Annotated in this window: 22 protein-coding genes; 11 read left to right on the top strand and 11 right to left on the bottom strand. The window is 65.4% G+C overall.

Annotated features, from left to right (window positions below):
* Positions 1-41 precede the first annotated feature (41 nt).
* Positions 42-2294, top strand: coding sequence for a DNA topoisomerase IV subunit A (parC, locus tag U1737_RS05150; protein WP_248522412.1), 2253 nt, complete (start codon positions 42-44; stop codon positions 2292-2294).
* A gap of 109 nt (positions 2295-2403) precedes the next feature.
* On the top strand, positions 2404-4089 hold the full coding sequence (locus tag U1737_RS05145; protein ID WP_332795864.1) for a putative bifunctional diguanylate cyclase/phosphodiesterase: 1686 nt from the start codon (positions 2404-2406) through the stop codon (positions 4087-4089).
* Positions 4090-4513: 424 nt separating this feature from the next.
* Here the strand turns inward: U1737_RS05145 and U1737_RS05140 are convergent, their stop codons facing one another.
* From U1737_RS05140 to U1737_RS05125, 4 genes are read right to left on the bottom strand one after another with little or no spacing between them, the layout of a single operon-like run.
* Entirely contained in the window at positions 4514-5695 is a 1182-nt protein-coding gene (locus U1737_RS05140) for a CCA tRNA nucleotidyltransferase (protein ID WP_332795863.1), read from the bottom strand.
* On the bottom strand, positions 5686-6282 hold the full coding sequence (locus tag U1737_RS05135) for a CoA pyrophosphatase (protein ID WP_187502386.1): 597 nt from the start codon (positions 6280-6282) through the stop codon (positions 5686-5688). Before U1737_RS05135 ends, U1737_RS05140 begins: the two co-directional genes overlap by 10 nt.
* Positions 6279-6860: a DUF1285 domain-containing protein gene (locus tag U1737_RS05130; protein ID WP_332795862.1), complete on the bottom strand. Its 582-nt coding sequence runs from the start codon at positions 6858-6860 to the stop codon at positions 6279-6281. Before U1737_RS05130 ends, U1737_RS05135 begins: the two co-directional genes overlap by 4 nt.
* Before the next feature lie 43 nt (positions 6861-6903).
* Positions 6904-7431, bottom strand: coding sequence for a GNAT family N-acetyltransferase (locus U1737_RS05125; protein WP_254688565.1), 528 nt, complete (start codon positions 7429-7431; stop codon positions 6904-6906).
* Between the two features lie 358 nt (positions 7432-7789).
* Here U1737_RS05125 and U1737_RS05120 point away from each other — a divergent pair, with 358 nt between their 5' ends.
* Both U1737_RS05120 and U1737_RS05115 read left to right on the top strand, forming a co-directional pair.
* On the top strand, positions 7790-8161 hold the full coding sequence (locus U1737_RS05120) for a dihydroneopterin aldolase (protein ID WP_332795861.1): 372 nt from the start codon (positions 7790-7792) through the stop codon (positions 8159-8161).
* Positions 8162-8174: 13 nt separating this feature from the next.
* Positions 8175-8459 carry a Rossmann fold domain-containing protein gene (locus U1737_RS05115; protein WP_332795860.1) on the top strand — a complete coding sequence of 95 codons (285 nt, stop codon included), beginning with the start codon at positions 8175-8177 and terminating at the stop codon, positions 8457-8459.
* Between the two features lie 18 nt (positions 8460-8477).
* On the opposite strand, the gene U1737_RS05110 is transcribed toward U1737_RS05115, so the two are convergent.
* Complete coding sequence (locus tag U1737_RS05110; protein WP_332795859.1) at positions 8478-9317, bottom strand: hypothetical protein; 840 nt, start codon at positions 9315-9317, stop codon at positions 8478-8480.
* 278 nt (positions 9318-9595) lie between these two features.
* Between U1737_RS05110 and U1737_RS05105 the strand changes: the two genes are divergently transcribed.
* From U1737_RS05105 to U1737_RS05085, 5 genes are all read left to right on the top strand, one after another.
* Positions 9596-10276, top strand: a complete 681-nt coding sequence (locus U1737_RS05105; RefSeq protein WP_248522152.1) for an energy transducer TonB — start codon at positions 9596-9598, stop codon at positions 10274-10276.
* A 54-nt stretch (positions 10277-10330) separates the two neighbouring features.
* A complete protein-coding gene (locus U1737_RS05100) occupies positions 10331-11125 on the top strand; it encodes a MotA/TolQ/ExbB proton channel family protein (RefSeq protein WP_248522149.1) in 795 nt (264 codons plus the stop codon).
* A 92-nt stretch (positions 11126-11217) separates the two neighbouring features.
* Complete coding sequence (locus tag U1737_RS05095) at positions 11218-11697, top strand: ExbD/TolR family protein (protein WP_248522147.1); 480 nt, start codon at positions 11218-11220, stop codon at positions 11695-11697.
* Positions 11698-11730: 33 nt separating this feature from the next.
* Complete coding sequence (locus tag U1737_RS05090) at positions 11731-12159, top strand: ExbD/TolR family protein (protein WP_248522145.1); 429 nt, start codon at positions 11731-11733, stop codon at positions 12157-12159.
* Positions 12160-12357: 198 nt separating this feature from the next.
* On the top strand, positions 12358-12717 hold the full coding sequence (locus U1737_RS05085; protein WP_248522144.1) for a tetratricopeptide repeat protein: 360 nt from the start codon (positions 12358-12360) through the stop codon (positions 12715-12717).
* Positions 12718-13035: 318 nt separating this feature from the next.
* Here U1737_RS05085 and dcd read toward each other — a convergent pair whose 3' ends face one another.
* Positions 13036-13590: a dCTP deaminase gene (gene dcd / locus U1737_RS05080; RefSeq protein WP_055878967.1), complete on the bottom strand. Its 555-nt coding sequence runs from the start codon at positions 13588-13590 to the stop codon at positions 13036-13038.
* A 121-nt stretch (positions 13591-13711) separates the two neighbouring features.
* Between dcd and U1737_RS05075 the strand changes: the two genes are divergently transcribed.
* The gene (locus U1737_RS05075) at positions 13712-15265 is read left to right on the top strand and encodes a porin (protein ID WP_332795858.1); all 1554 of its coding nucleotides are present in this window, start codon (positions 13712-13714) and stop codon (positions 15263-15265) included.
* 7 nt (positions 15266-15272) lie between these two features.
* On the opposite strand, the gene U1737_RS05070 is transcribed toward U1737_RS05075, so the two are convergent.
* Genes U1737_RS05070 through U1737_RS05060 form a run of 3 tightly spaced genes read right to left on the bottom strand, consistent with a single transcriptional unit; the run spans position 15273 to position 16886 of the window.
* The gene (locus U1737_RS05070; RefSeq protein WP_332795857.1) at positions 15273-15722 is read right to left on the bottom strand and encodes a cytidine deaminase; all 450 of its coding nucleotides are present in this window, start codon (positions 15720-15722) and stop codon (positions 15273-15275) included.
* Positions 15719-16396 carry a glycoside hydrolase family 25 protein gene (locus tag U1737_RS05065; protein WP_248522138.1) on the bottom strand — a complete coding sequence of 226 codons (678 nt, stop codon included), beginning with the start codon at positions 16394-16396 and terminating at the stop codon, positions 15719-15721. The genes U1737_RS05070 and U1737_RS05065 overlap by 4 nt, the downstream gene beginning before the upstream one ends.
* A 7-nt stretch (positions 16397-16403) precedes the next feature.
* Entirely contained in the window at positions 16404-16886 is a 483-nt protein-coding gene (locus U1737_RS05060) for a UPF0262 family protein (protein ID WP_132735525.1), read from the bottom strand.
* A gap of 98 nt (positions 16887-16984) precedes the next feature.
* Here U1737_RS05060 and U1737_RS05055 point away from each other — a divergent pair, with 98 nt between their 5' ends.
* Positions 16985-18475: a replicative DNA helicase gene (locus tag U1737_RS05055; RefSeq protein WP_248522137.1), complete on the top strand. Its 1491-nt coding sequence runs from the start codon at positions 16985-16987 to the stop codon at positions 18473-18475.
* Positions 18476-18641: 166 nt separating this feature from the next.
* Here the strand turns inward: U1737_RS05055 and U1737_RS05050 are convergent, their stop codons facing one another.
* The gene (locus U1737_RS05050) at positions 18642-19394 is read right to left on the bottom strand and encodes a phosphoadenylyl-sulfate reductase (RefSeq protein WP_332795856.1); all 753 of its coding nucleotides are present in this window, start codon (positions 19392-19394) and stop codon (positions 18642-18644) included.
* The gene (locus U1737_RS05045) at positions 19387-19815 is read right to left on the bottom strand and encodes a DUF934 domain-containing protein (protein WP_056063055.1); all 429 of its coding nucleotides are present in this window, start codon (positions 19813-19815) and stop codon (positions 19387-19389) included. Before U1737_RS05045 ends, U1737_RS05050 begins: the two co-directional genes overlap by 8 nt.
* Positions 19816-19840: the final 25 nt, after the last annotated feature.

Genomic DNA, 19840 nt, shown 5'->3' with positions numbered 1-19840 from the left:
TGCTTTGATCGTTGCGTTTCCACCTGCTACCGCTGTCGGCAATGGCCAGCAGCGACTTCAAAGATCCCTTCGACTCCATCGTCGACGCCCCCTTCGATAGCGCGTTGTCCGAGCGGTATCTCGTCTACGCGCTGTCGACGATCACCGCGCGGTCGCTGCCCGATGTGCGTGACGGGATGAAGCCGGTGCATCGGCGCCTTCTCTGGGCGATGCGCCTGCTGAAGCTGGACCCGGCGCAGGGCTACAAGAAATGCGCGCGCGTGGTCGGCGACGTGATCGGCAAATACCATCCGCATGGCGATCAGTCGGTGTACGACGCAATGGTCCGCTTGGCGCAGTCGTTCGCGATGCGGTATCCGCTAGTCGACGGGCAGGGTAATTTCGGCAATATCGACGGCGATAACGCGGCCGCCTACCGCTATACCGAGGCGCGGCTGACGCAGGTCGCGATCGACCTGATGGACGGTCTCGACGAGGACGCGGTAGCGTATCGCCCGACCTATAACGGTGAGGATCACGAGCCCGAGTTGTTCCCGGGGCTGTTCCCGAACCTGCTGGCGAACGGCGCGAGCGGGATCGCGGTCGGCATGGCGACCAGCATCCCGCCGCACAATGCCGCCGAACTGCTGGAGGCGGCGATCGTCCTGATCGATACGCCGGACGCGGACGACGCGGCGATCCTGGAACATGTGAAGGGGCCTGACTTCCCGACCGGAGGCTTGGTCGTCGATCCACCTGCGGTCATCCGCGAATCCTATGCGACCGGACGCGGGGGGTTCCGTGTCCGGGCGCGCTGGGAGACCGAGCGCGAGAAGGGCGGCGGCTGGCAGTTGATCGTCACGGAGATCCCGTACGGAGTGCAGAAGGGCAAGCTGATCGAGCAGATCGCCGATCTGATCAACGCCAAGCGCCTGCCGATCCTCGCCGACGTGCGCGACGAATCGGATACCGAGATCCGCATCGTGCTCGAGCCGCGCAGCCGCACGGTCGATCCGCAGATCCTGATGGACGGGCTGTTCCGGCTGACCGACCTCGAGACGCGGATCAGCCTCAATCTCAACGTGCTCGACAAGGATCGCACGCCGCGCGTGATGAGCTTGCGCGAGGCGCTGGCGGCGTGGGTCGATCACCAGTTCGTCGTGTTGCGCCGGCGGACCGAGCACCGGATGGCGAAGATCGCCGACCGGGTCGAACTGCTCGATGGGTATCTGATCGCGTACCTCAATCTCGACCGCGTGATCGAGATCATCCGGACCGAGGACGAGCCCAAGAAGGTCATGATCGATGAGTTCGCGCTGACCGATCGTCAGGCCGAGGCGATCCTCAACATGCGGCTGCGCAGCTTGCGGCGGCTGGAAGAGTTCGAGATCAAGACCGAGCGCGACAAGCTCGACAAGGAGCAGGCGTCGCTCGCTGCGTTGCTGGCCGATCCGAAGAAGCAGCGCGCGCGGATGAAGCGCGACATGGCGAAGATCCGCGATCGCTACGGCCTGGAGACGGTGCTCGGCAGGCGGCGGACGACGATCGAGGAAGCTGCGCCGACGCGCGACATCCCGCTTGAGGCGATGATCGAGCGCGAGCCGATCACCGTGATCCTGTCGCAGCGCGGCTGGATCCGGGCGATGCGCGGCCATAACGACCTGGCGAGCCCCGAGGCGCTGAAGTTCAAGGAAGGCGACGGCCCGGCGTTCGCGTTCCACGCGCAGACGACGGACAAGCTGTTGCTCGCGGCGGAGAACGGGCGGTTCTACACGCTGGCGGCGGACAAGCTGCCGGGCGGGCGTGGCTTTGGCGAGCCGGTGCGGGCGATGATCGACCTCGACGGCAGCGTCGGGATCGTCGCGTTGCTACCCGCGAGCAGGCATCCGAAACTGCTGATCGTCGCGACCGATGGGCGTGGCTTCTCGGTGAGCAGCGCGGACGTGATTGCGGAGACTCGCAAGGGCAAGACGGTGATGACGCCGCGACCGGGCGCGCAGTTGAAGATCGTCCGGCCGATCGGCCCGAACGACGATTACGTCGCGGCGATCGGCGATAATCGCAAGATGCTGGTGTTCCCGCTCGCCGAACTGGTCGAGATGACGCGCGGGCAGGGGCTGCAACTCCAGCGCTACCGCGATGGCGGACTGGCGGACGCGATCACGTTCGTCTTCGCCGACGGGCTGAGCTGGGCGATGGGCGGCGGTACGGGACGCACGCGAACCGAATCGGACCTGGGACCTTGGCGCGCGGCGCGGGGTGCCGCGGGAAGAATGCCGCCGACGGGCTTCCCTCGCGACAATCGGTTTGCCTAGCCGATCCGACTATGCTGCTGTAAAACCGAAAAATTGGCTAGAACTGACAAATAACCGGCCTTTTCGGTTCCTTCAGGACGTCTTAACGAAGCTCGGCTAGACGGTGCCCATGGCATCGATGGCCCCGGAAGCGATAGCGCAGAACATTGTTGCGACCGATCTGGTCGCACGTGCGTTGGAACTCATCCCGATTCCCGCGGCGCATCTGGTGCTGACCGGTGGCCAGTTCGATCTGTTCGCGATGAACCGTGCGTACCGGCTGGCCGGACTGGGTGTCGTAGCGGAACGATCGCCGATGATCGCCGATCTCGGCCCGCGGATCATTGCCTTTCTCGAATCCCAGTTGATCCGATCGGACTTCGAATGGGTGCTCGGGGATACGATCGATTGTCGTTATTACCGTGTGACGATCGCCCGCTCGTTCGTCGCGCTTCGTGATCGCTGCACGATCAGTTTCGTCGACCAGACGTCGCAGATCCAGACCGAGCGCAGCCTGCGTCGCGAGATGACCACCGACAGCCTGACCGGTCTGCCCAACCGCGAAGGGTTCGAAGACCTGATCGAGGGGGAGGATCGCAACGCCAACGCCGTCCTCGCGATCGATATCGATCGGTTCGGTAGGCTGAACTCGTGCCTGGGTTCGCTGGCGGGGGACGAGCTGCTGATCACGGTGGCGCGGCGGATCAAGGGCGCACTGCGCGCGCGCGATACGCTGGCGCGGATCGGTGGCGACCAGTTCGGTATCCTGATGGGAATCGATAGCGATCGGGAGGAGGCGTATGCGCTGGCACAGCGGATCCAACGTACGCTGACCACGCCGTTTCGGCTGACCGACTACGAGATCAGCGTCGAATGCTCGGTCGGGATCGCGTACGGCGCGGACGAAGCGAGCGATGTCGCCGAGCTGATCCGTCACGCGCAGTTCGCCGTGAAGCGCGCGAAAGTCAGCGGCCGTGCCGAGAGTTACCTGCCGCAGGATTTCGCGATCGCGCGCGCGCAGTTCAGCATGGAAACCGCGCTGCGACGGGCCATCGAAAACCGCGAACTACGGCTTGCATATCAGCCGATCTGCGACCTTGCGACCGGCCGGATCGTCTCGTTCGAAGCGTTGGCACGCTGGACCGATCTGCAGGGTCAGGTGCACTGTCCGACCAATTTCATCCCGGTCGCCGAAGAATCGGGATTGATCGTCCCGCTGGGACGTTGGGCGATCGAAGAGGCGGCGCAGACGTTGGCCGGGTGGGACGCGCGTCATGGCGCGCACTGCGGCGTCAAGGTCGCGGTAAATCTGTCGGCCATCCAATTGCAGCGGGACGACATCGCGCCGGTCCTGAGCGCTGCGCTCGGCTCGACCGGGCTCACCGGCGACCGGTTCACGCTGGAGCTGACCGAAAGCGCGATCGTATCCGACCCGGACCGGATCGCAGGGACGATGCATGCGCTCAAGGCACTCGGCACGACGCTGGCGATGGACGATTTCGGGACCGGCTATTCGAACCTGGCCTATCTCCAAAGGCTGCCGATCGACGTGCTGAAGATCGACCGTAGCTTTGTGACGGGGATGTTGGCGGATCGCGACAAGGTGTCGATCGTCCGTGCGATTTTGAGCCTGGCGCAGGCGTTGGGGATGAAGACGACCGCCGAGGGGATCGAGACCAACGAACTGGCGCAGACGCTGGCGGCGCTCGGATGCACCTTCGGGCAGGGGTATTTCTATGCCAAGCCGCTGGAGGCGGGGGCGGCGTATGCGATGATCGGCGCGGGCGGGGACGTGTCGCCGTTCGCTCAGGGTTGAGCGCTGTAATGCAACAGCCGACTTCATCGGGGTAACCGCTGTCGCGGCAGCAGCTACCGTCGTCCCAGCAGTCAGCGTCGTCCCGTCAGCCACCGTCGCCGCATCGCCCACCGTCGCCCTAACAGCTACCGGCCGCCGTCGCCGCAACAGCTGCCGCCGTCGCCGCAACAGCTGCCGTCGTCGCAACAACTAGCGTCATCCCAGCGAAAGCTGGGATCTCATCGGGTGGGGCTCGGCGTTCACCAACGGGGATACCCCAGCTTCCGCTGGGGTGACGGACTGGGGGCGGGTGGCGTCGACATTGGGAATCACCGCTCGGGGAAGCACTGCTCGGGGAAGCATGGCTCGCCGATTTTAACCGCGCCAGCAGTTCGGTAGTGGTAGTTTAGTAATCTCAACCTCTGGCAGTTCGGCACTTCGAAGCTCAGCGATTCAGCGCTTCAGCCACCATCTCGTCTGCGATCACTCCGACGCGTTCCGCGGCCGGAAAGCCTTCCGCGATCCACTGCGTTTCGACCTGTCGCAGCATCGCCGCGACGTCCGGACCCTTGCGCAGACCGCGTTCTACCAAGGCGCCGCCGGAGAACGGGAAGGCGGGTGGCGTCCAGTCCTTGATCGGGGCAACGTCTTCGCCGGCGATCAGCAACCGGTCGATCGCGACCGTCATGCCGACGCGGTAGGCAAGCGCCTGCGGGCCTTCGGTGCCGGGCCCGGCCGTGGCGGCGATCAGGCGTTTGCGGTCGGTGTTCGACAGCTTCAGGCGCGCGCCGACGGCTTCGGCCGCAGCGGGGGCGATCGTCATGGCGAGGCGGCGGATCGGGTCGGGGGCGATACCCGCCGCCCTCTCGCGCTCGGCGAGGAGAGCGAGACGCTCCACACCCGCCGCGTCGATCTCGGGCAGGACCGCGCGGAAAATGCCGCGCTCGACCATCAAGCCGACCACCGGCACTGCGTTGGCGGCGACCAGCAGCTTCAGCACCTCGCTGGCGACACGTTCGCGGGAGAGCGCCATCAGATCGTTCGCGCGGGTGGTACAGGCATTCAGGCCCGCTTCGTCGATCGAGGTGCCGAACCGGGCATGGAACCGGAAGAAGCGGAGGATGCGCAGATGATCCTCGGCAATCCGCTGCAACGGGTCGCCGATGAAGCGCACGCGCCGTGCCGAGAGGTCGTCGAGGCCGCCGAAATAATCGAAGATCTCGCCCGTCGCAGGGTCTGCGTAGAGCGCGTTCATCGTGAAGTCGCGCCGCGCCGCATCCTCGCGCCAGTCGTCGGTATAGGCGATGATCGCGTGGCGGCCGTCGGTCGAGACGTCGCGACGCAGCGTCGTCACCTCGACCGGACCGGCGGCGGTGACCGCGGTGATCGTGCCGTGCGCGAGGCCGGTCGGGACCGCCTTGATCCGCGCGTCCTGGAGACGCTCGATCACCTCCTGCGGGGGCAGGCGCGTGGCGATATCGACATCGGCGACGTCGATCCCGAGCAGCGTGTCGCGGACCGCGCCGCCGACGAAGCGGGACTCGCCCTCGGTTGTCCCGAGAACCTTGGTCAGTGCTTCGAGACCGTCACGATCGCGCCACGGCGCGGCCGGGAGTATCAAGACCACCTCAGGCGGCGGGCGAGGTTGACGATCATCGCTGCGGTCGCGCCCCAGATGCGGCGTTCGTTCCACATGATCTCGTAATAATGCCGATCGTGACCCTGCCATTCGAGCGTCGCCTCGACATGGTTCGCTTCGTCGAGGAGAAACGCGAGTGGCACTTCGAAGACGCTGGCGACTTCGGCTTCGCTCGGGGTGAACACCAGGTCGGGCGGGATGATGCCGATCACTGGCGTCACCTGGAAACCAGTGACGGTGCGGTAGCTGTCCGCCTCGCCGATTACCCGGACCTCGTCGCGCGGGAGGGCGATCTCCTCCTCGGCTTCACGAAGCGCGGCGGTGACGACGTCCTCGCCGGGATCGATCCGACCGCCGGGGAACGCGATCTGGCCGGGGTGGCGGCTCATCGTGTCGGTACGCTGGGTCAGGATCACGCCGGGATCGGCGCGGTCGGTGACCGCGATCAGCACCGCCGCGGGGAGCAGCGTGTCGGCGGCGGTGAGGTCGCCGTCATGCTGGTCGCCGGTGAGCAGGATCATGTGCGAGCCGGCGCCCTTCGCCAGCGCCGCGGTCAGCCGTTCCGTCAAACTCATGCGTTGGGTTCCAGCGCGGCGGGCTCCAGCGGGAAGAACGCCCCGTCGCTCCAGATGCCCGGTGTCTCCGCATCATCGGCGATCGCCCGCTCGGCGAGGTCGTAATAGACCGAGCGCGCGACCAGCGCCTCCATCCCGCCGCGCACGACGAGATACGGACGCGGGCCGTCGGTATCCTCGACGAAGCGCAATGGATGCTCGGGACCCGCGGTGACGAGATCGCCGGTGTTGAGCCGGAACGCGAGTTTCGAGTCGCGACCGCTGCCCTCGGCCTTCATCTCGACCGCGACGAACGGCGCGTCCTCGACCTCGATATCGAGCTTTTCGACGGGGGTGACGAGGACGTGGCTGCCATCGGCCTCGCGACGCAGGATCGTCGAGAACAGCCGGACCATCGCCGGGCGTCCGATCGGCGAACCCTGGTGATACCAAGTGCCGTCGCGCGCGATCCGCATCTCGCTGTCACCGCAATGCGTCGGGTTCCATTTCTCGACCGGCGGGAGCTTGGCTTCCTCGACGAGCTTGGCGATCTCGGCGAGACTTAAGGAGGCGATATCGGGGATGGGATCCATGGGCATGGCGGCGGACTAGGCGGGCAGGGGGGCCAGGTAAAGCGGCGGCTTATGCGGATGCGGTGACCGGTATCGTAACCGGTACGCGCGCACCAAGCATGCCGGGTGTGTTCGGGACCGCGTCGCCGCGTGCGAGCAGGCGGTGGCGCTCGACTGGACCCGGTGCGCTCCAGTGCGCGGTGCGATCGGCGGTGAAGCCGAAGAAGCGGCCGTAATAATCGGGATCGCCGATCAGCATTAGCGCACCGTCGAGGCCGTGCGCGGCTGCGGCATCGAGCGCGTGCGTCATCAAGCGGCGGCCGATCCCGTCGCCCTGATGGGTCGGCTCGACCGCGACCGGGCCGAGCATGACGAGCGGCGTTTCGACCCCGTCCTGGATCAGCGCGATCGGCCAGCATTGGATCGAGCCGACCAGGGCGCCGTCCTCGATCGCCGCGAAGCTGAGGGCGGCGATCGCCTCGCCCGCGCCGCGGATCGTGTAGGCGGTGCGGCGAAACCGGTCCGGCCCGAACGCGCGATCGAGCAGCGACTCGACCATGGCCGGATCGATGCTGTCGAGGGGGACGAGAGTTATCACGGCATCTCCTGCCCCCGGACGTGCCGAGCGACGGCGCGCGGGCGGTGGGGGCAGCGCGCTTTAACTTCGGTGCGGCTGAACGCAAGGATAACCGGCGGGGGTGGGGGGGGTGTTGTCGAGGCGCTACTCCGAGTGATCGAGGCTGGCCCGTCATGATCCTCCCCCGCCAGGGGGAGGTGGCTGGCACTTGCCAGACGGAGGGGCAGGTAAGCGATCACGCCTGTTCCGTGTCCGCCCCCTCCGTCACCTTCGGCGACACCTCCCCCTGGCGGGGGAGGATCGCGTGAGTTGCTGGCCAGCGCGTATCACTTCGAAGACCCGACTTTCATCTCGCCGCGCGTCTGCTAGAGGCGCGACGATGGAAGACAGTCTTCAACTCGAAGTCCACGATCTCGAAGTGCAGGTCCTGACCGGCATCTATTCGGAGGAGACGCACCTGCCGCAGCCGCTGCGGATCTCGCTGACCGTCGACATGGTGTGCCCCAAGCGGTTCGACCCCGATACGCCGTTGTCGGCGTCGAAGAATTACCTCGACCTGAAGAACGCGGCGACCACCGCGCTGCCGCCGGGCGTGCATTTCACGCTGATCGAGGGCGTGGCGGATCATATCTGCGAGACGCTGTTCCTGCAGGATGCGAGGGTGCTGCGCGTGAAAGTGAAGATCGTGAAGCTGGCGATCGCCGAGGCGGACGAAGCGATCGGCGTGACCCTCATCCGCCACCGCCGCTGACGCCGTGCGACTGATGCTCGAACCGGGCGCGGATATCGCCGCGTTGGTGCGAGGCGCGGTTGGCGATTCGCTGGTGGCGGTGATCCCAGCGATGCTGGACGGCGTGGCGACGGCGCAGGCGCGGGCCGCGATAGGCCCGCTCGCGGTGGAATCGGCGCCTGCGACTCGGGTGAATGCGGTCGTGTCGGCGGATGGGGCCGATCCGGTCGACGTCGATGCGGCGGTCGCGTTTCTAGAAAGCGCGCGATCGACCACGGGGCAACTGATCGAAATTCACCAGCGCGCGCCTTCCCCGTAAGGCGCGTACGGGCATGCGTCAGGTCTTTCGCGTCCGCCCGCACGGCCCGAGCGCGGCCAGCACATAGGCATAATCCTCGCGCGCGATAGTCGCGTCGGCGGCTTCCAGCGACCCGGTACTCCGCTCGGGCAGCGTAGGCGGCAGTGCGCAGGCCATCCGGTACCAGAGCAACGTGTCGGGCGCAGGCGGCGCGGCCGACTCGTCGACGATCTCGCTCAGCGCGACGGCCCAGCGTGGCTGCTCGCCCGGTCGCCGCAGAACCGACAGCGACACCGGCCGCTGGTCCGCGGTGGTCAGGAAAATCTGCGTCTCGCCTTCGCCGGGCAGCGCGCCCGCGACGTGGAATGCGTTGCCGATCCCGGTGATCACCGGCGGTGCATCGCCAGCCAGAGCATCCTTGGCGATCTTCCGCGCGCGCGCGTCGGCCATCGGCGTCCAGCCGAGCTGCGCGTCGGGCGCTATGAGCTGGACTTGATTGACGGCGCCCGGCACCGGCCGCGCGAAGATCAGCACCCGCGCCTTCTTGAATTTCGGCACGCGACCCGCCGAATCGGGGGCGACGTCGAGCAGATAGCCGATTCGCGGCGGCAGTCCGTCCGCTCCCCGGATCAGCGCCGTAACATCGACCTCGACATATAGTCGGACAAAACCGGGTGCGAGGTTCGGGGCTTCGGCGGGCTTGATCTTCGTGGTCGACCGCACCGTCGCATCGGCGATCACCGGCGCGGACAGCACCAGATCGGCGATGTCGGCATAGCCGATCCCGCCGACCCCCTGCTGCGCCGCACCACGCGAATCCGCTGCAATGCCGAGGGAAACCGGCGGATTTGCGGGCGCTTGAACGGCGCTCACGGGCATAGCGACCAGCGCGATGGACAGGGCCGAAGCCGTAACGGGAAAGGAAAGATTCATGCCTTCAGGCTACGCCACCCGAGCTGAACGATACAGAAATAATTCTGCCATGCCGCGGTTGTACGTTTGTTGCGTCCGACAAAGCGTTTGCGTGTCGCATGACGTGGCGATAGGACTTAGCGACTGCCCCGTGGTTATTCCGGCCAACGGCAGACGCATGTGTCGCGTACCCAGTGCGGGCATGAGCGTACGGAGCAGGCAGATTAAGGGAGTGTCGTTGCTGAATGGCCTATGTTGACCAGAAGATGTCCGGAGGCAAAATCGTCGCGATCGTTATCGTCGCGCTGATTCATGCGGCCTTGGGCTATGCTTTCGTCACCGGCCTCGCGTACCAGTACGTGAAAAAGGCCCAAGAAAAGCTTAATACGTTCGACGTGGAGCCGCCCCCGCCGCCGCCTCCGCCCGACGAGCCCCCGCCGCCGCCACCCGAGCAGCCGAACCTGCCGCCGCCGCCGACCACGGTCGTCACGCCGCCGCCAGTGATCGTCACACCGCAGCCGGCGCCTGCCTTGCAGACGTCGAACATCATCCCGCTCAGCCAGCCGACGGCTCCGCCAGCGCCTCCCGCGCCGCCGGCACCGCCAGCACCGGCACCAGCGCCGAGGGTGTCACAGGCCGCTGGTCTGAAGGGCAACCCCGGCCAGTATTTCGGCGCGGACAATTATCCGCCGTCGGCACAGCGCGAGGGTGCACAGGGTCGCGTTTCGGCGAAGCTCACGATCGGTACGGACGGTCGGGTGACCGGCTGTACGGTGACGACGGGCAGCGGCAACACGACGCTCGATGACGCGACGTGCCGTATTTCCAAGGCGAGGGTGCGTTTCACCCCGGCCAAGGACGAGAACGGCAACCCGATGGCGTCGTCTTACCAGCTGAACGTTCGGTGGGTCCTTCCAGAGGATTGATCCCACCTACCCTAACCGCACCAGATAAAATTCAGTCAGAGGACTAAACCGATCATGATCACCACCATCCTTGCCGCGGCCGGGACCGCCGCTGCCGACGCCAACCCGTACGGCCTGCAAGCCGCACTCCGCGAAGGCGGCCTGATCTCGCAGACCGTGTTCGGCATCCTCGTGCTGATGTCGGTCGTGTCGTTCTACATCCTGTTCTCGAAGCTGTTCGAGCAGCAGAAGATCATCGGTCAGGGCAAGCGCGTTCGTGAGGCCTTCTGGTCGTCGAACTCCCTGCGCGAAGGGTCGGCCAAGCTCGAGAAGAACTCGGCCTACAAGCAGATCGTCGACGACGGCCTGGCCGCTCAGGAGCAGCATTCGAAGCTGACCGATCCGGTCGAGGCACATGACTGGCTGCACGGTTCGCTGGCGCGTTCGGAAGCCGCGATCAACTCGAAGCTGGGTGGCGGTCTCGCCTTCCTCGCGACGGTCGGTTCGGTTTCGCCGTTCATCGGTCTGTTCGGTACGGTTATCGGCATCTACCGCGCGCTCGTGAAGATCGGCGCATCGGGCCAGGCATCGATCGACAAGGTCGCAGGGCCGGTCGGCGAAGCACTGATTATGACCGCACTGGGTCTGGTCGTCGCGGTTCCCGCCGTGCTGTCGTACAACTGGCTGCAGCGTCGCAACAAGTCGATCGCAGAGGACCTGTCGGCCTTCTCGAACGACGTGCTGGGCTTCCTCGCTTCGAACGGCGCCGTGCGTCCGTCGATCGCAACGGCCGCCAAGCCAGTTTCGGCCAAGCCGGTTACGACGACCACGACCGCCGGCCAGACCGGTGGCGTGCCGCGCGCCAACTAAGACGCGAAAAGGTGGGGCTGCTGTTCGCAGCGGCCCCGCTTCATTGCCGCCGGCCGTTCCGGCGGCGATTAAATGGATAGGATAGTTCGCACATGGCGATGAGTGTTGGTGGCGATTCCACCGAGAGTTCGATATCGGACATCAATACGACGCCGCTGGTCGACGTCATGCTCGTGCTCCTGATCATCTTCCTGGTGACGACGACCGTTGCGGTCCAGGCGGTGCAGCTGAAGCTGCCTGAGGTTCGCTTCGATCCCACGCAGACGAAGCCCGAGAATGTCTCGCTGTCGGTAACGACCAACGCCGATGGCAGCTGTGCTGTGTATTGGGGTCTGTCGCCCGTCACCTCGACCGAGCTTTTGGATCGCGCCGTGGTCAAGCTGAAGGCCGAGATCGATCGTCAGGGTGGCGTAAATGCCGCTGGTCTTGAATTGCCCGAGGCGCATATCCGGGGCGACGTGAACACGCCGTACAAGTGCATCGGCGGCACGATCTATACGATGCAGCGCGCCGGGTTCGCCCGTGTCGGGTTCATCTCCGAGCCGCCACCCGGCGTCAGCACCGAACGTTGATGATCGCTCGGACGAATTTAGGAGTAGTATAGAATGGCAATGAGCGGCGGCAAAGAAGATGGCTCGCCGATGATGGAAATGAACATGACGCCGTTGATCGACGTCCTGCTCGTTCTCCTCATCATGTTCATCATCACGATCCCGATCCAGACGCACGCGGTAAAGGTCGACCTTCCGGTCAACAGCCCGAACCAGCCGCAGAACCCGGTCGATCCTGAGAAGAACAAGATCTCGATCGATCCTGCAGGTGTCATCGCGTGGAATGGTTCGCCGGTCGACGAAGTCACGCTGCGCCAGTATCTGGATCAGTCGGCAGGCATGACGCCCGAGCCGGAACTCCACTTCCAGCCTGATCCGCAGGCTCGCTACGAAGTGGTCGATCGCACGTTGGCCGTGATCAAGCGGTCCGCGGTCACCAAGCTTGGTTTCATCGGCAACGAGCAGTATCGCAACGACTTCTAAGTCGACTGCATACAGTATCGAACGTCCAAAGGGCGGTCCTCCGGGGCCGCCCTTTTTTTGTTGCGCGGGGCTGTCGGAAAACGCGTCGGCGCGTCGAAGCGAACTTGATCAATGTACTTGTATGACAGTCATCGAAGTGACACACCGTTGTCACAAAAATGAAACCTTCCGATCGGCGAAGGTCAGTGGAGATGAGCGATGCGCAAGACCGTCCTGTTCGTTCTCGCAACCCTGGGCGTGGCAACGCCTGCGTTTGCTGCACCGTCCGCAACCTTGGATCGCACCGGCTATAAGGCGATCGCGGCAGGCGATCTGTCCACGGCGGAACAGCGCATCGTCGCCGAACGGAAGATCTTTCCACAGCGTCCAGAACTGATGCTCAACTTGGCTTCGGTCTATCATCGCACCGGTCGCGACTCGGACGCTCGCGCCTTGTATTCCGCGGTTCTGGAACGGCCGGCGGTCGCGATGGACCTGCCGTCGGGCGCAGTGGTGTCGTCACACGATCTCGCGAGCCGTGCGCTCGCCCGCCAGACCCAGCAGATCGCGACTCGCTAACCAGATCCGACGGGATAGCGGCCAGCCGCTCTCCCGTCAGTCCAGGGCCCGGGTCCGCGAGGTGCGAGAAGTCAGCGGCCTTGCGGACTCTCGGGACCGACATGGTTTGTTGGCAGCGGGCTGGTCGCATGTCATTCGCGACGGCCGCCGGATCGCCGCGATCTAAGCGTCAGGCCCGGTCACGCATCGGGATAATACGCATAAGGCGTCTTTATTGTGCGCGCCAAACCGCGGGAAGGCCGGCCAACTCAATGTCAGGACGATCTAGCCACCGCGTCCGGAGCCGGATGGCATCGCCTCTTCCGGTCGGTCCCGACCTTACAGCCGCGGCAACGTGACCCCGCGCTGCCCCATATATTTGCCCGCGCGGTCCGCGTAGCTCACTTCGCACGGTTCGTTCCCCTTGAGGAACAGGAACTGACAGGCGCCTTCGTTCGCATAGATCTTGGCCGGGAGCGGTGTGGTGTTCGAGAATTCCAGCGTCACATGCCCCTCCCATTCCGGCTCCAGCGGGGTCACGTTGACGATGATTCCGCAGCGCGCATAGGTCGACTTGCCGAGGCAGATGACCAGCACGTCGCGCGGGACCCGGAAATACTCGACGGTGCGGGCGAGGGCGAAGCTGTTGGGCGGGATAATGCAGACGTCGGTCTTGCGATCGACGAAGCTGTTGGCGGCAAAGTCCTTCGGATCGACGATCGCGCTGTCGACATTGGTGAAGATCTTGAACTCGTCGGCAACGCGGGCGTCGTAGCCATAGGACGATAGCCCGTACGAGATGCAGCCATCGCGGCGCTGCGCTTCGTGGAACGGTTCGATCATCGCATCGCCCAGCGCGCGCTCGCGGATCCAGCGGTCGGACATCACGGACATAGCAACTCCCTCTTCGGCAGGGGCTTTCGCGCGGATGGCGTGTCCGGGCAATAGGTAGCGGCACGGCAAGGCGGAGGAATTTCGCGTTGCCGTGACCCGAGCGAGCCGTCATGGGGGCGTCATGAAGCCTATCACACGGACATTGCACGATATGCGGCCTGCTGTGTTCCGTGCCAGCGGCGCCGGCGGCGGGCGGATCGCGGGCCGGCGGGCAGGCTCACGACTCCGCCCCTATCTGCTGGTTGCACTGGCCGGATCGCTCGGTCTGCCCGCGGCGGCGTCGGCACAGACCGTGCAGGATCTGCAACGGCAGATCGATGAACTCAAGGCGACGATCGCCGAACTCAAGGCCGCGAACGCACCGGTCGCATCGCGTGCCAGCGCATCGAGTGCCAGCCCATCGCCGCCTGCGCCGATCGCCCCGGCGCAAACGCAGGTCGCTGCCCCGACGCCGCCCAGCATCCCCCCGGCACCGCAGCCGGTTCCGACGACCCAACTGGCCGAAGCGCAACCGAAGCCCGAGCGAGCGTGGTACGACCGCATAGCCCTGCGCGGCTATACGCAGATGCGCTTCAACGAGATCCTGTCTGGCGATCGCACCGCGCCGGATGGCCGATCGCGGTTACGCTCGGTTCACGACGGCGCCATCGGCGACAATAACAACTTCTCGCTCCGTCGTGTCCGGCTGGTTCTGCAGGGCGACCTGAACGACCGCGTATCATTCTATTTCCAGCCGGATTTTGCGGTCAACGTCAATAATCAGTCGGTCGGCGAGCGGCGCGAGTCCTTTGCGCAGCTTCGTGATGCCTATGTCGACGCGTTTCTCGATACCGACCGACGGTTCCGCCTGCGCTTTGGCCAGTCGAAGGTGCCGTTCGGCTGGGAGAACATGCAATCCTCGTCGAACCGGCTGACGCTCGATCGCAGCGACGGCATCAACAGCGCCGTGCCGGGCGAACGCGATCTCGGTGTGGTGGCCTATTATACGCCGCCGCAGGTGCAGCGGATATGGGATCGCCTCGAGGAGGACGGTCAGAAGCTGTTCGGCAATTACGGTGCGTTCGGGCTCGGCGTCTATAACGGCCAGGGGATCAGCCGCGCCGAGACGAACGACGGCGTGATGACCGTGGCGATGGCGACGTGGCCGTTCGCGCTGGACGGGCTCGGCGGCGCTTTCGCCGGGCAGGTGATCGAGACAGGCGCGGCGGCAATCCGCAACCGGATCCAGCCGGAACTTCGCAGCGGTGGCGTCAGCACCACGTCCTTTGCCGACGAACGGTTCGGCGTTCACGCGATCCTGTACCCGCAGCCGATCGGTTTCCAGGCAGAATGGAATTGGGGACGCGGCCCCGAATATGATCCTGTAACGCAGTCGATCGCAACCAAGCCCCTGAATGGCGGGTATTTCCAGACGATGGGCCGCGTGCGGACGTCACCGCTCGGCCCGTTCATGCCCTATGCGCGCTGGCAATATTACCGTGGTGGGTGGAAGGCGCTGCCCAATGCGCCACGGCTGGAGACCGACGAGTTCGAGCTCGGGATCGAGTTCCAGCCGACTCCGCCGCTCGAGCTGACGATCGCCTATGCGCGGATGGAGCGGCGCGAGGCGGACGAACGGCGCGAGGGCAGGGCGGAGGGCAATTTGATCCGGACCCAGTTGCAGTGGAATTACTGATGCGGGATCAGCGGATACCCAGATCGGCCGGGCCGAACGCGTCGGGCAGCAGTTCCGATACCGCATAGGTTCGGATCGCATCGCCCTCCGCCGCGCCACAGTGGACAAGCAGGTCGCGGCCGCCCATTTGCGCGGCTTCGTTGATGACCTGCCGACAGCGGCCGCACGGGCTGACCGGCGATGTACCGGTCGCACGTCCCTCGGCGTCCATCGCGCCGCCGATCACGCCGATCGCGACGATATCGCGCAGGCGCCCCGACGCGCTCGCGGTGGCGATCGCGACTGTTTCCGCACACAGCGACAGGCCGTAGCTCGCATTCTCGAAATTTGCGCCGGTGATGACGCTGCCGTCGTCGAGCAGCACCGCGGCGCCCACCGCGAATCGCGAATAGGGGGCATGCGCGTTGCGGGCTGCGTCGCGCGCTGCCGCTACGAGTGTGATGGCGTGTTCAGTCATGATGCTACCACGTCCCAGTTCACGGGTCCTTCGATCCCGTCGATGCGCCTAAAATCGCTGACCCGCCACATCCGCCACGGCCGCGCGGTATAGTCGGGTTTGATCACGTTCGACACCGCCCATAACGGTCGCGGCACCGCACCGGAGAGGGCGTATTTCGAATCCACGTCCTTGCTGATCCGCAGCATCACCGGTTGCGCGGTGTGCGTCTCGACCATCGTCACGAACTGCGACACGTCGGCAATCAGAGTCGCGCGATCCGGTCGCGCGGTGCAGTCGTCGTGAAAGGCGATATCCAGCGCGGTCGGCAACGAATCGGCGACGCGGGGTACGAAGGTGTTGAACGCGTTGGCCTGCTCGTCGGCGCGCTGGCACAGCGAATAGACATGGACCGCCCCGCGCCGGAGCCCCGCATCGGGCAGCGCCGCCCAGTTCGCTTCGAAGCTCGGATCGCGCCGGTCGGTGCCCGACGTCGCGACGATATAGGCGAAGTCGGCGCCGCTCGCGCGCACCGTGCCCCATTCGACCGGGCCGGGGTTTTCGGCAAGGTCGATGCCTTGCAACGGATACTGCTTCACGTCGGGATGCCAGCCGGTCGCCGCGGTCCAGCCGCAGATACCGACGAATCCGGCCGCCGCCAGCGCGCCAGCGAATTTCAAAAGTCCGTAAGCCATGTGTCTTCTAGTTGCGGATGTGGAGAACGCAGATCAGCGTGAACAGCCGACGCGCGGTGTCGAAATCGACCTCGATCTTGCCGTCGAGCCGCTCCTTGAGCAGCTCGGCCGCTTCGTTGTGGACGCCGCGCCGCGCCATGTCGACCGTCTCGATCTGCGCGGGCGAAGATTGCCGGATCGCCTGGTAATAGCTGTCGCAGATCGCGAAGTAATCGCGGATCGGCCGGCGAAAGCGGCCCAGCGCGAGCACCAGCGTCTCGAGATGCGTGTCGTCCTCGCGGTGGATATGGATGCCGAGGCGCCCTTCCTCCGACTGGAGCTTGATCTTGTACGGGCCGGCATAGCCGTCCGGGTAGGCGCGTTGCGGGGCGAAGTGATTGCCCTCGATCAGGTCGAAGATCGCGATCCGGCGCTCCTGCTCGACATCGGGCGAACGCCAGCCGAGACTGGTTTCGTCGAGTTGCACATCGATGATCCGCGGGTCGGCCATCCCGGTTCGATAGCGGGGCAGGTTCGACCTGTCACTTATCCCCAGCATTCCGGCGCGATAGCTTGGACGAGGACCCGTCCATCGCGTAGGTGCGGGGGATGGCAACTCTCGCATTCCCCGTTACCGCCGTGGCCGAGCCGCAGCAGCTTCCCCGCAACGTCGAGGCCGAGGCGGCGATGCTCGGCGCGATGATGATCGACAACCGGCTCGCCGACGATCTCGTCGACAAGCTGGAGCCGGGGCATTTCTTCGAACCCGTCCACGGCCGCATCTTCGCCGCAATCAAGACGCTGCGCGGCAACGACATGTTGGTGACGCCGGTAACGCTGCGGCCGATGTTCGATGCCGACGAGGGGATGCGCGAGCTCGGTGGGCCGGCGTATCTGGCGGGGCTGACGGGCAGCGGCGCGGGGCTGATCGGCGCGCGCCAGTTCGCGCAGCAGATCTATGACCTCGCGATGCTCCGCGCGCTGGTGTCGGTGGGTCGCACGCTGGTCGATCGTGCGATGGACACCTCCGAGGAGGTCAATCCGCGCGCTCAGATCGAACTCGCCGAGGAAGAGCTGTTCAAGGTCGCGGCGGATGGCGGCTCCGAGAACACGGTGAAGTCGTTTGCGCAGGCGACGACCGCAGCGGTCAAGATGGCCGAGCGCGCGCTGAACTCGGGTGGCAATCTGTCGGGCGTCACCACCGGCATCGATTCGATCAACGCGAAGATCGGCGGCATGCATCACAGCGATCTCATGATCCTCGCCGGCCGTCCGGGCATGGGCAAGACCTCGCTCGCTACCAACATCGCGTTCAACGCAGCGCGGCGCTGGATGCGCGACATGGCCGACGGCATCGCACCGAAAGACTCGGTCGGTGCGAAGGTCGCGTTCTTCTCGCTGGAAATGTCCGCGGATCAGCTGGCGACGCGTATTCTCGCCGAGCAGTCGCAGATCTCGTCGGAATCGCTCCGCATGGGTAAGATCAGCCGCACCGAGTTCGCGCAGCTCGCCGCCGCCGCCGCCGAGCTGGAGAATTTGCCCCTGTTCATCGACGACACCGGCGGCCTCTCGATCGGCGCGCTGCACACGCGCGTGCGCCGGTTGCAGCGTCGGCACAACAACGAGATCGGGCTCGTCGTCGTCGACTACCTCCAGCTGCTGTCGGGCTCCGGCAAGAGCAAGGACGGCAACCGCGTCCAGGAAATCTCCGAGATTTCGCGCGGGCTGAAGACGTTGGCGAAGGATCTCAACGTGCCGGTGCTGGCGCTGTCGCAGCTGTCGCGTGCCGTGGAATCACGCGAGGACAAGACGCCGATGCTGTCGGATCTTCGTGAGTCGGGGTCGATCGAGCAGGACGCGGACATGGTCTGGTTCGTGTACCGCGAGGATTATTACGTCGCGTCGAAGGAGCCCAAGCGGCCGGCGGAAGGCGACAGCTCGAAGATCTTCGAGGACCATGCGTCGTGGGCGGCGGAGATGGAGCGGGTGTACGGCCTGGCCGAGCTGATCATCGCGAAACAGCGCCACGGCGCGACCGGCAAGGTGCGGATGAAGTTCGATCCGACGATCACGAAGTTCTCGGATCTCGCCGAGTATTGAGGCCATCGTGTCCCTCTCCCCTCCGGGGAGAGGGAAGGGGCCCGCGGCTCTTGCCGTGGGAAGGGAGAGGGGAGTGAGGCTCGGGACGGTTCATCCCAACGCCCCTCTCCCTTCCGTCGCCAAGTGGCTCCTCCCTCCCTCTCCCCGGAGGGGCGAGGGAATTGGATCAGATCATCGGATCGTAATCGGTCGGCGCGTGGATGCCGCATTCGACCTTGTCGAAACTGCGCCAGCGGCCTGCGCGCGGGTCTTCGCCGGGGGCGACTTTGGTCGTGCACGGCGCGCAGCCGATCGACAGATAGCCTTGCGCCTCCAGCGGATGCCGCGGCAATTCATGCTCGGCGAAATAGGCGTCGAGCTTGGCCTTGTCCCAATCCGCCAGCGGGTTGATCTTCAACCGGCCCTCATCCTCCTCGAACCGCGGCAACGCTTTGCGAGTCCCCGACTGGAAGCCTTTACGCCCCGAAATCCAAGCATCGAACGGCGCCAACGCCCGCCGCAACGGCTCGACCTTGCGCAGATCGCAACACCCATCCGGATCGTACGACCACCGCAACCCCGTATTGTCCTTGATGGCGAGCAACCGCGGATCGGGACGGAACACGCGCAGGTCAGTCAGCCCCAGCTTTTCCGAAAGCTCGTCGCGATACGCCAGCGTCTCGCCGAACATCTTCTGCGTGTTGGTGAAGATCACCGGCACGTCGACATCGACCTGCGCCACCATATGCAGCAACACGGCCGACTCTGCGCCAAACGACGACACCGAAGCGATCCGCCCGCGCAACTCGCCGACCAGCAACTCGCGCAGCATGTCCTGCGCCGACACGCCTTCGAAGCGCATCTGCATCGCGAGCGCATCCTCACGCGTGAATGCCGGTGTGACGTCGATCATGTCGAGCTTGCGCGCGGGCTCACCCATGGCGCAGCTTCCATACCGGAACCGCTCCGTCCGCCGCCTTCTGGTACGGCGTGTCATACCGCTCCAGGCTCGCACGCAGCACGTCGATGTCGATCGGCGCCTGGGGTGCGAAGCTGTCGAACCCACAGCGCCGCATCAGCGGGATCTGGTCAACCAGCACGTCGCCCTGCGCACGCAGTTCGCCGGTATAGCCCGCCTCGCGCAGGATTCGCGCGGAGGAATAGCCACGGCCGTCGCGGTAGCCGGGAAAGCTAACCTCGATCAGCGCGAGCTGGTCGATCTGCGGCAACAGCGCGCGCGCATCGTCGCCCGCCTCGAGGCGAACCGCCGCCGCGTTGCTCTGACCGATGAACGAATCGAGCGTCACCGCGGGCTCGTCATGCGGCTCGTCGTCGCGGAAGCGGAGTAGGGTGTCGCTCATGCTTTCTCTCCCGATCCACGCAATG

Origin of the sequence: Sphingomonas fucosidasi (assembly GCF_036663855.1) — a bacterium.
GTDB classification, from domain to species: domain Bacteria; phylum Pseudomonadota; class Alphaproteobacteria; order Sphingomonadales; family Sphingomonadaceae; genus Sphingomonas; species Sphingomonas faeni_B.
The sequence above is the reverse complement of the archived record's forward strand: the minus strand, read 5'-3'. Positions and strand labels throughout refer to the sequence as shown.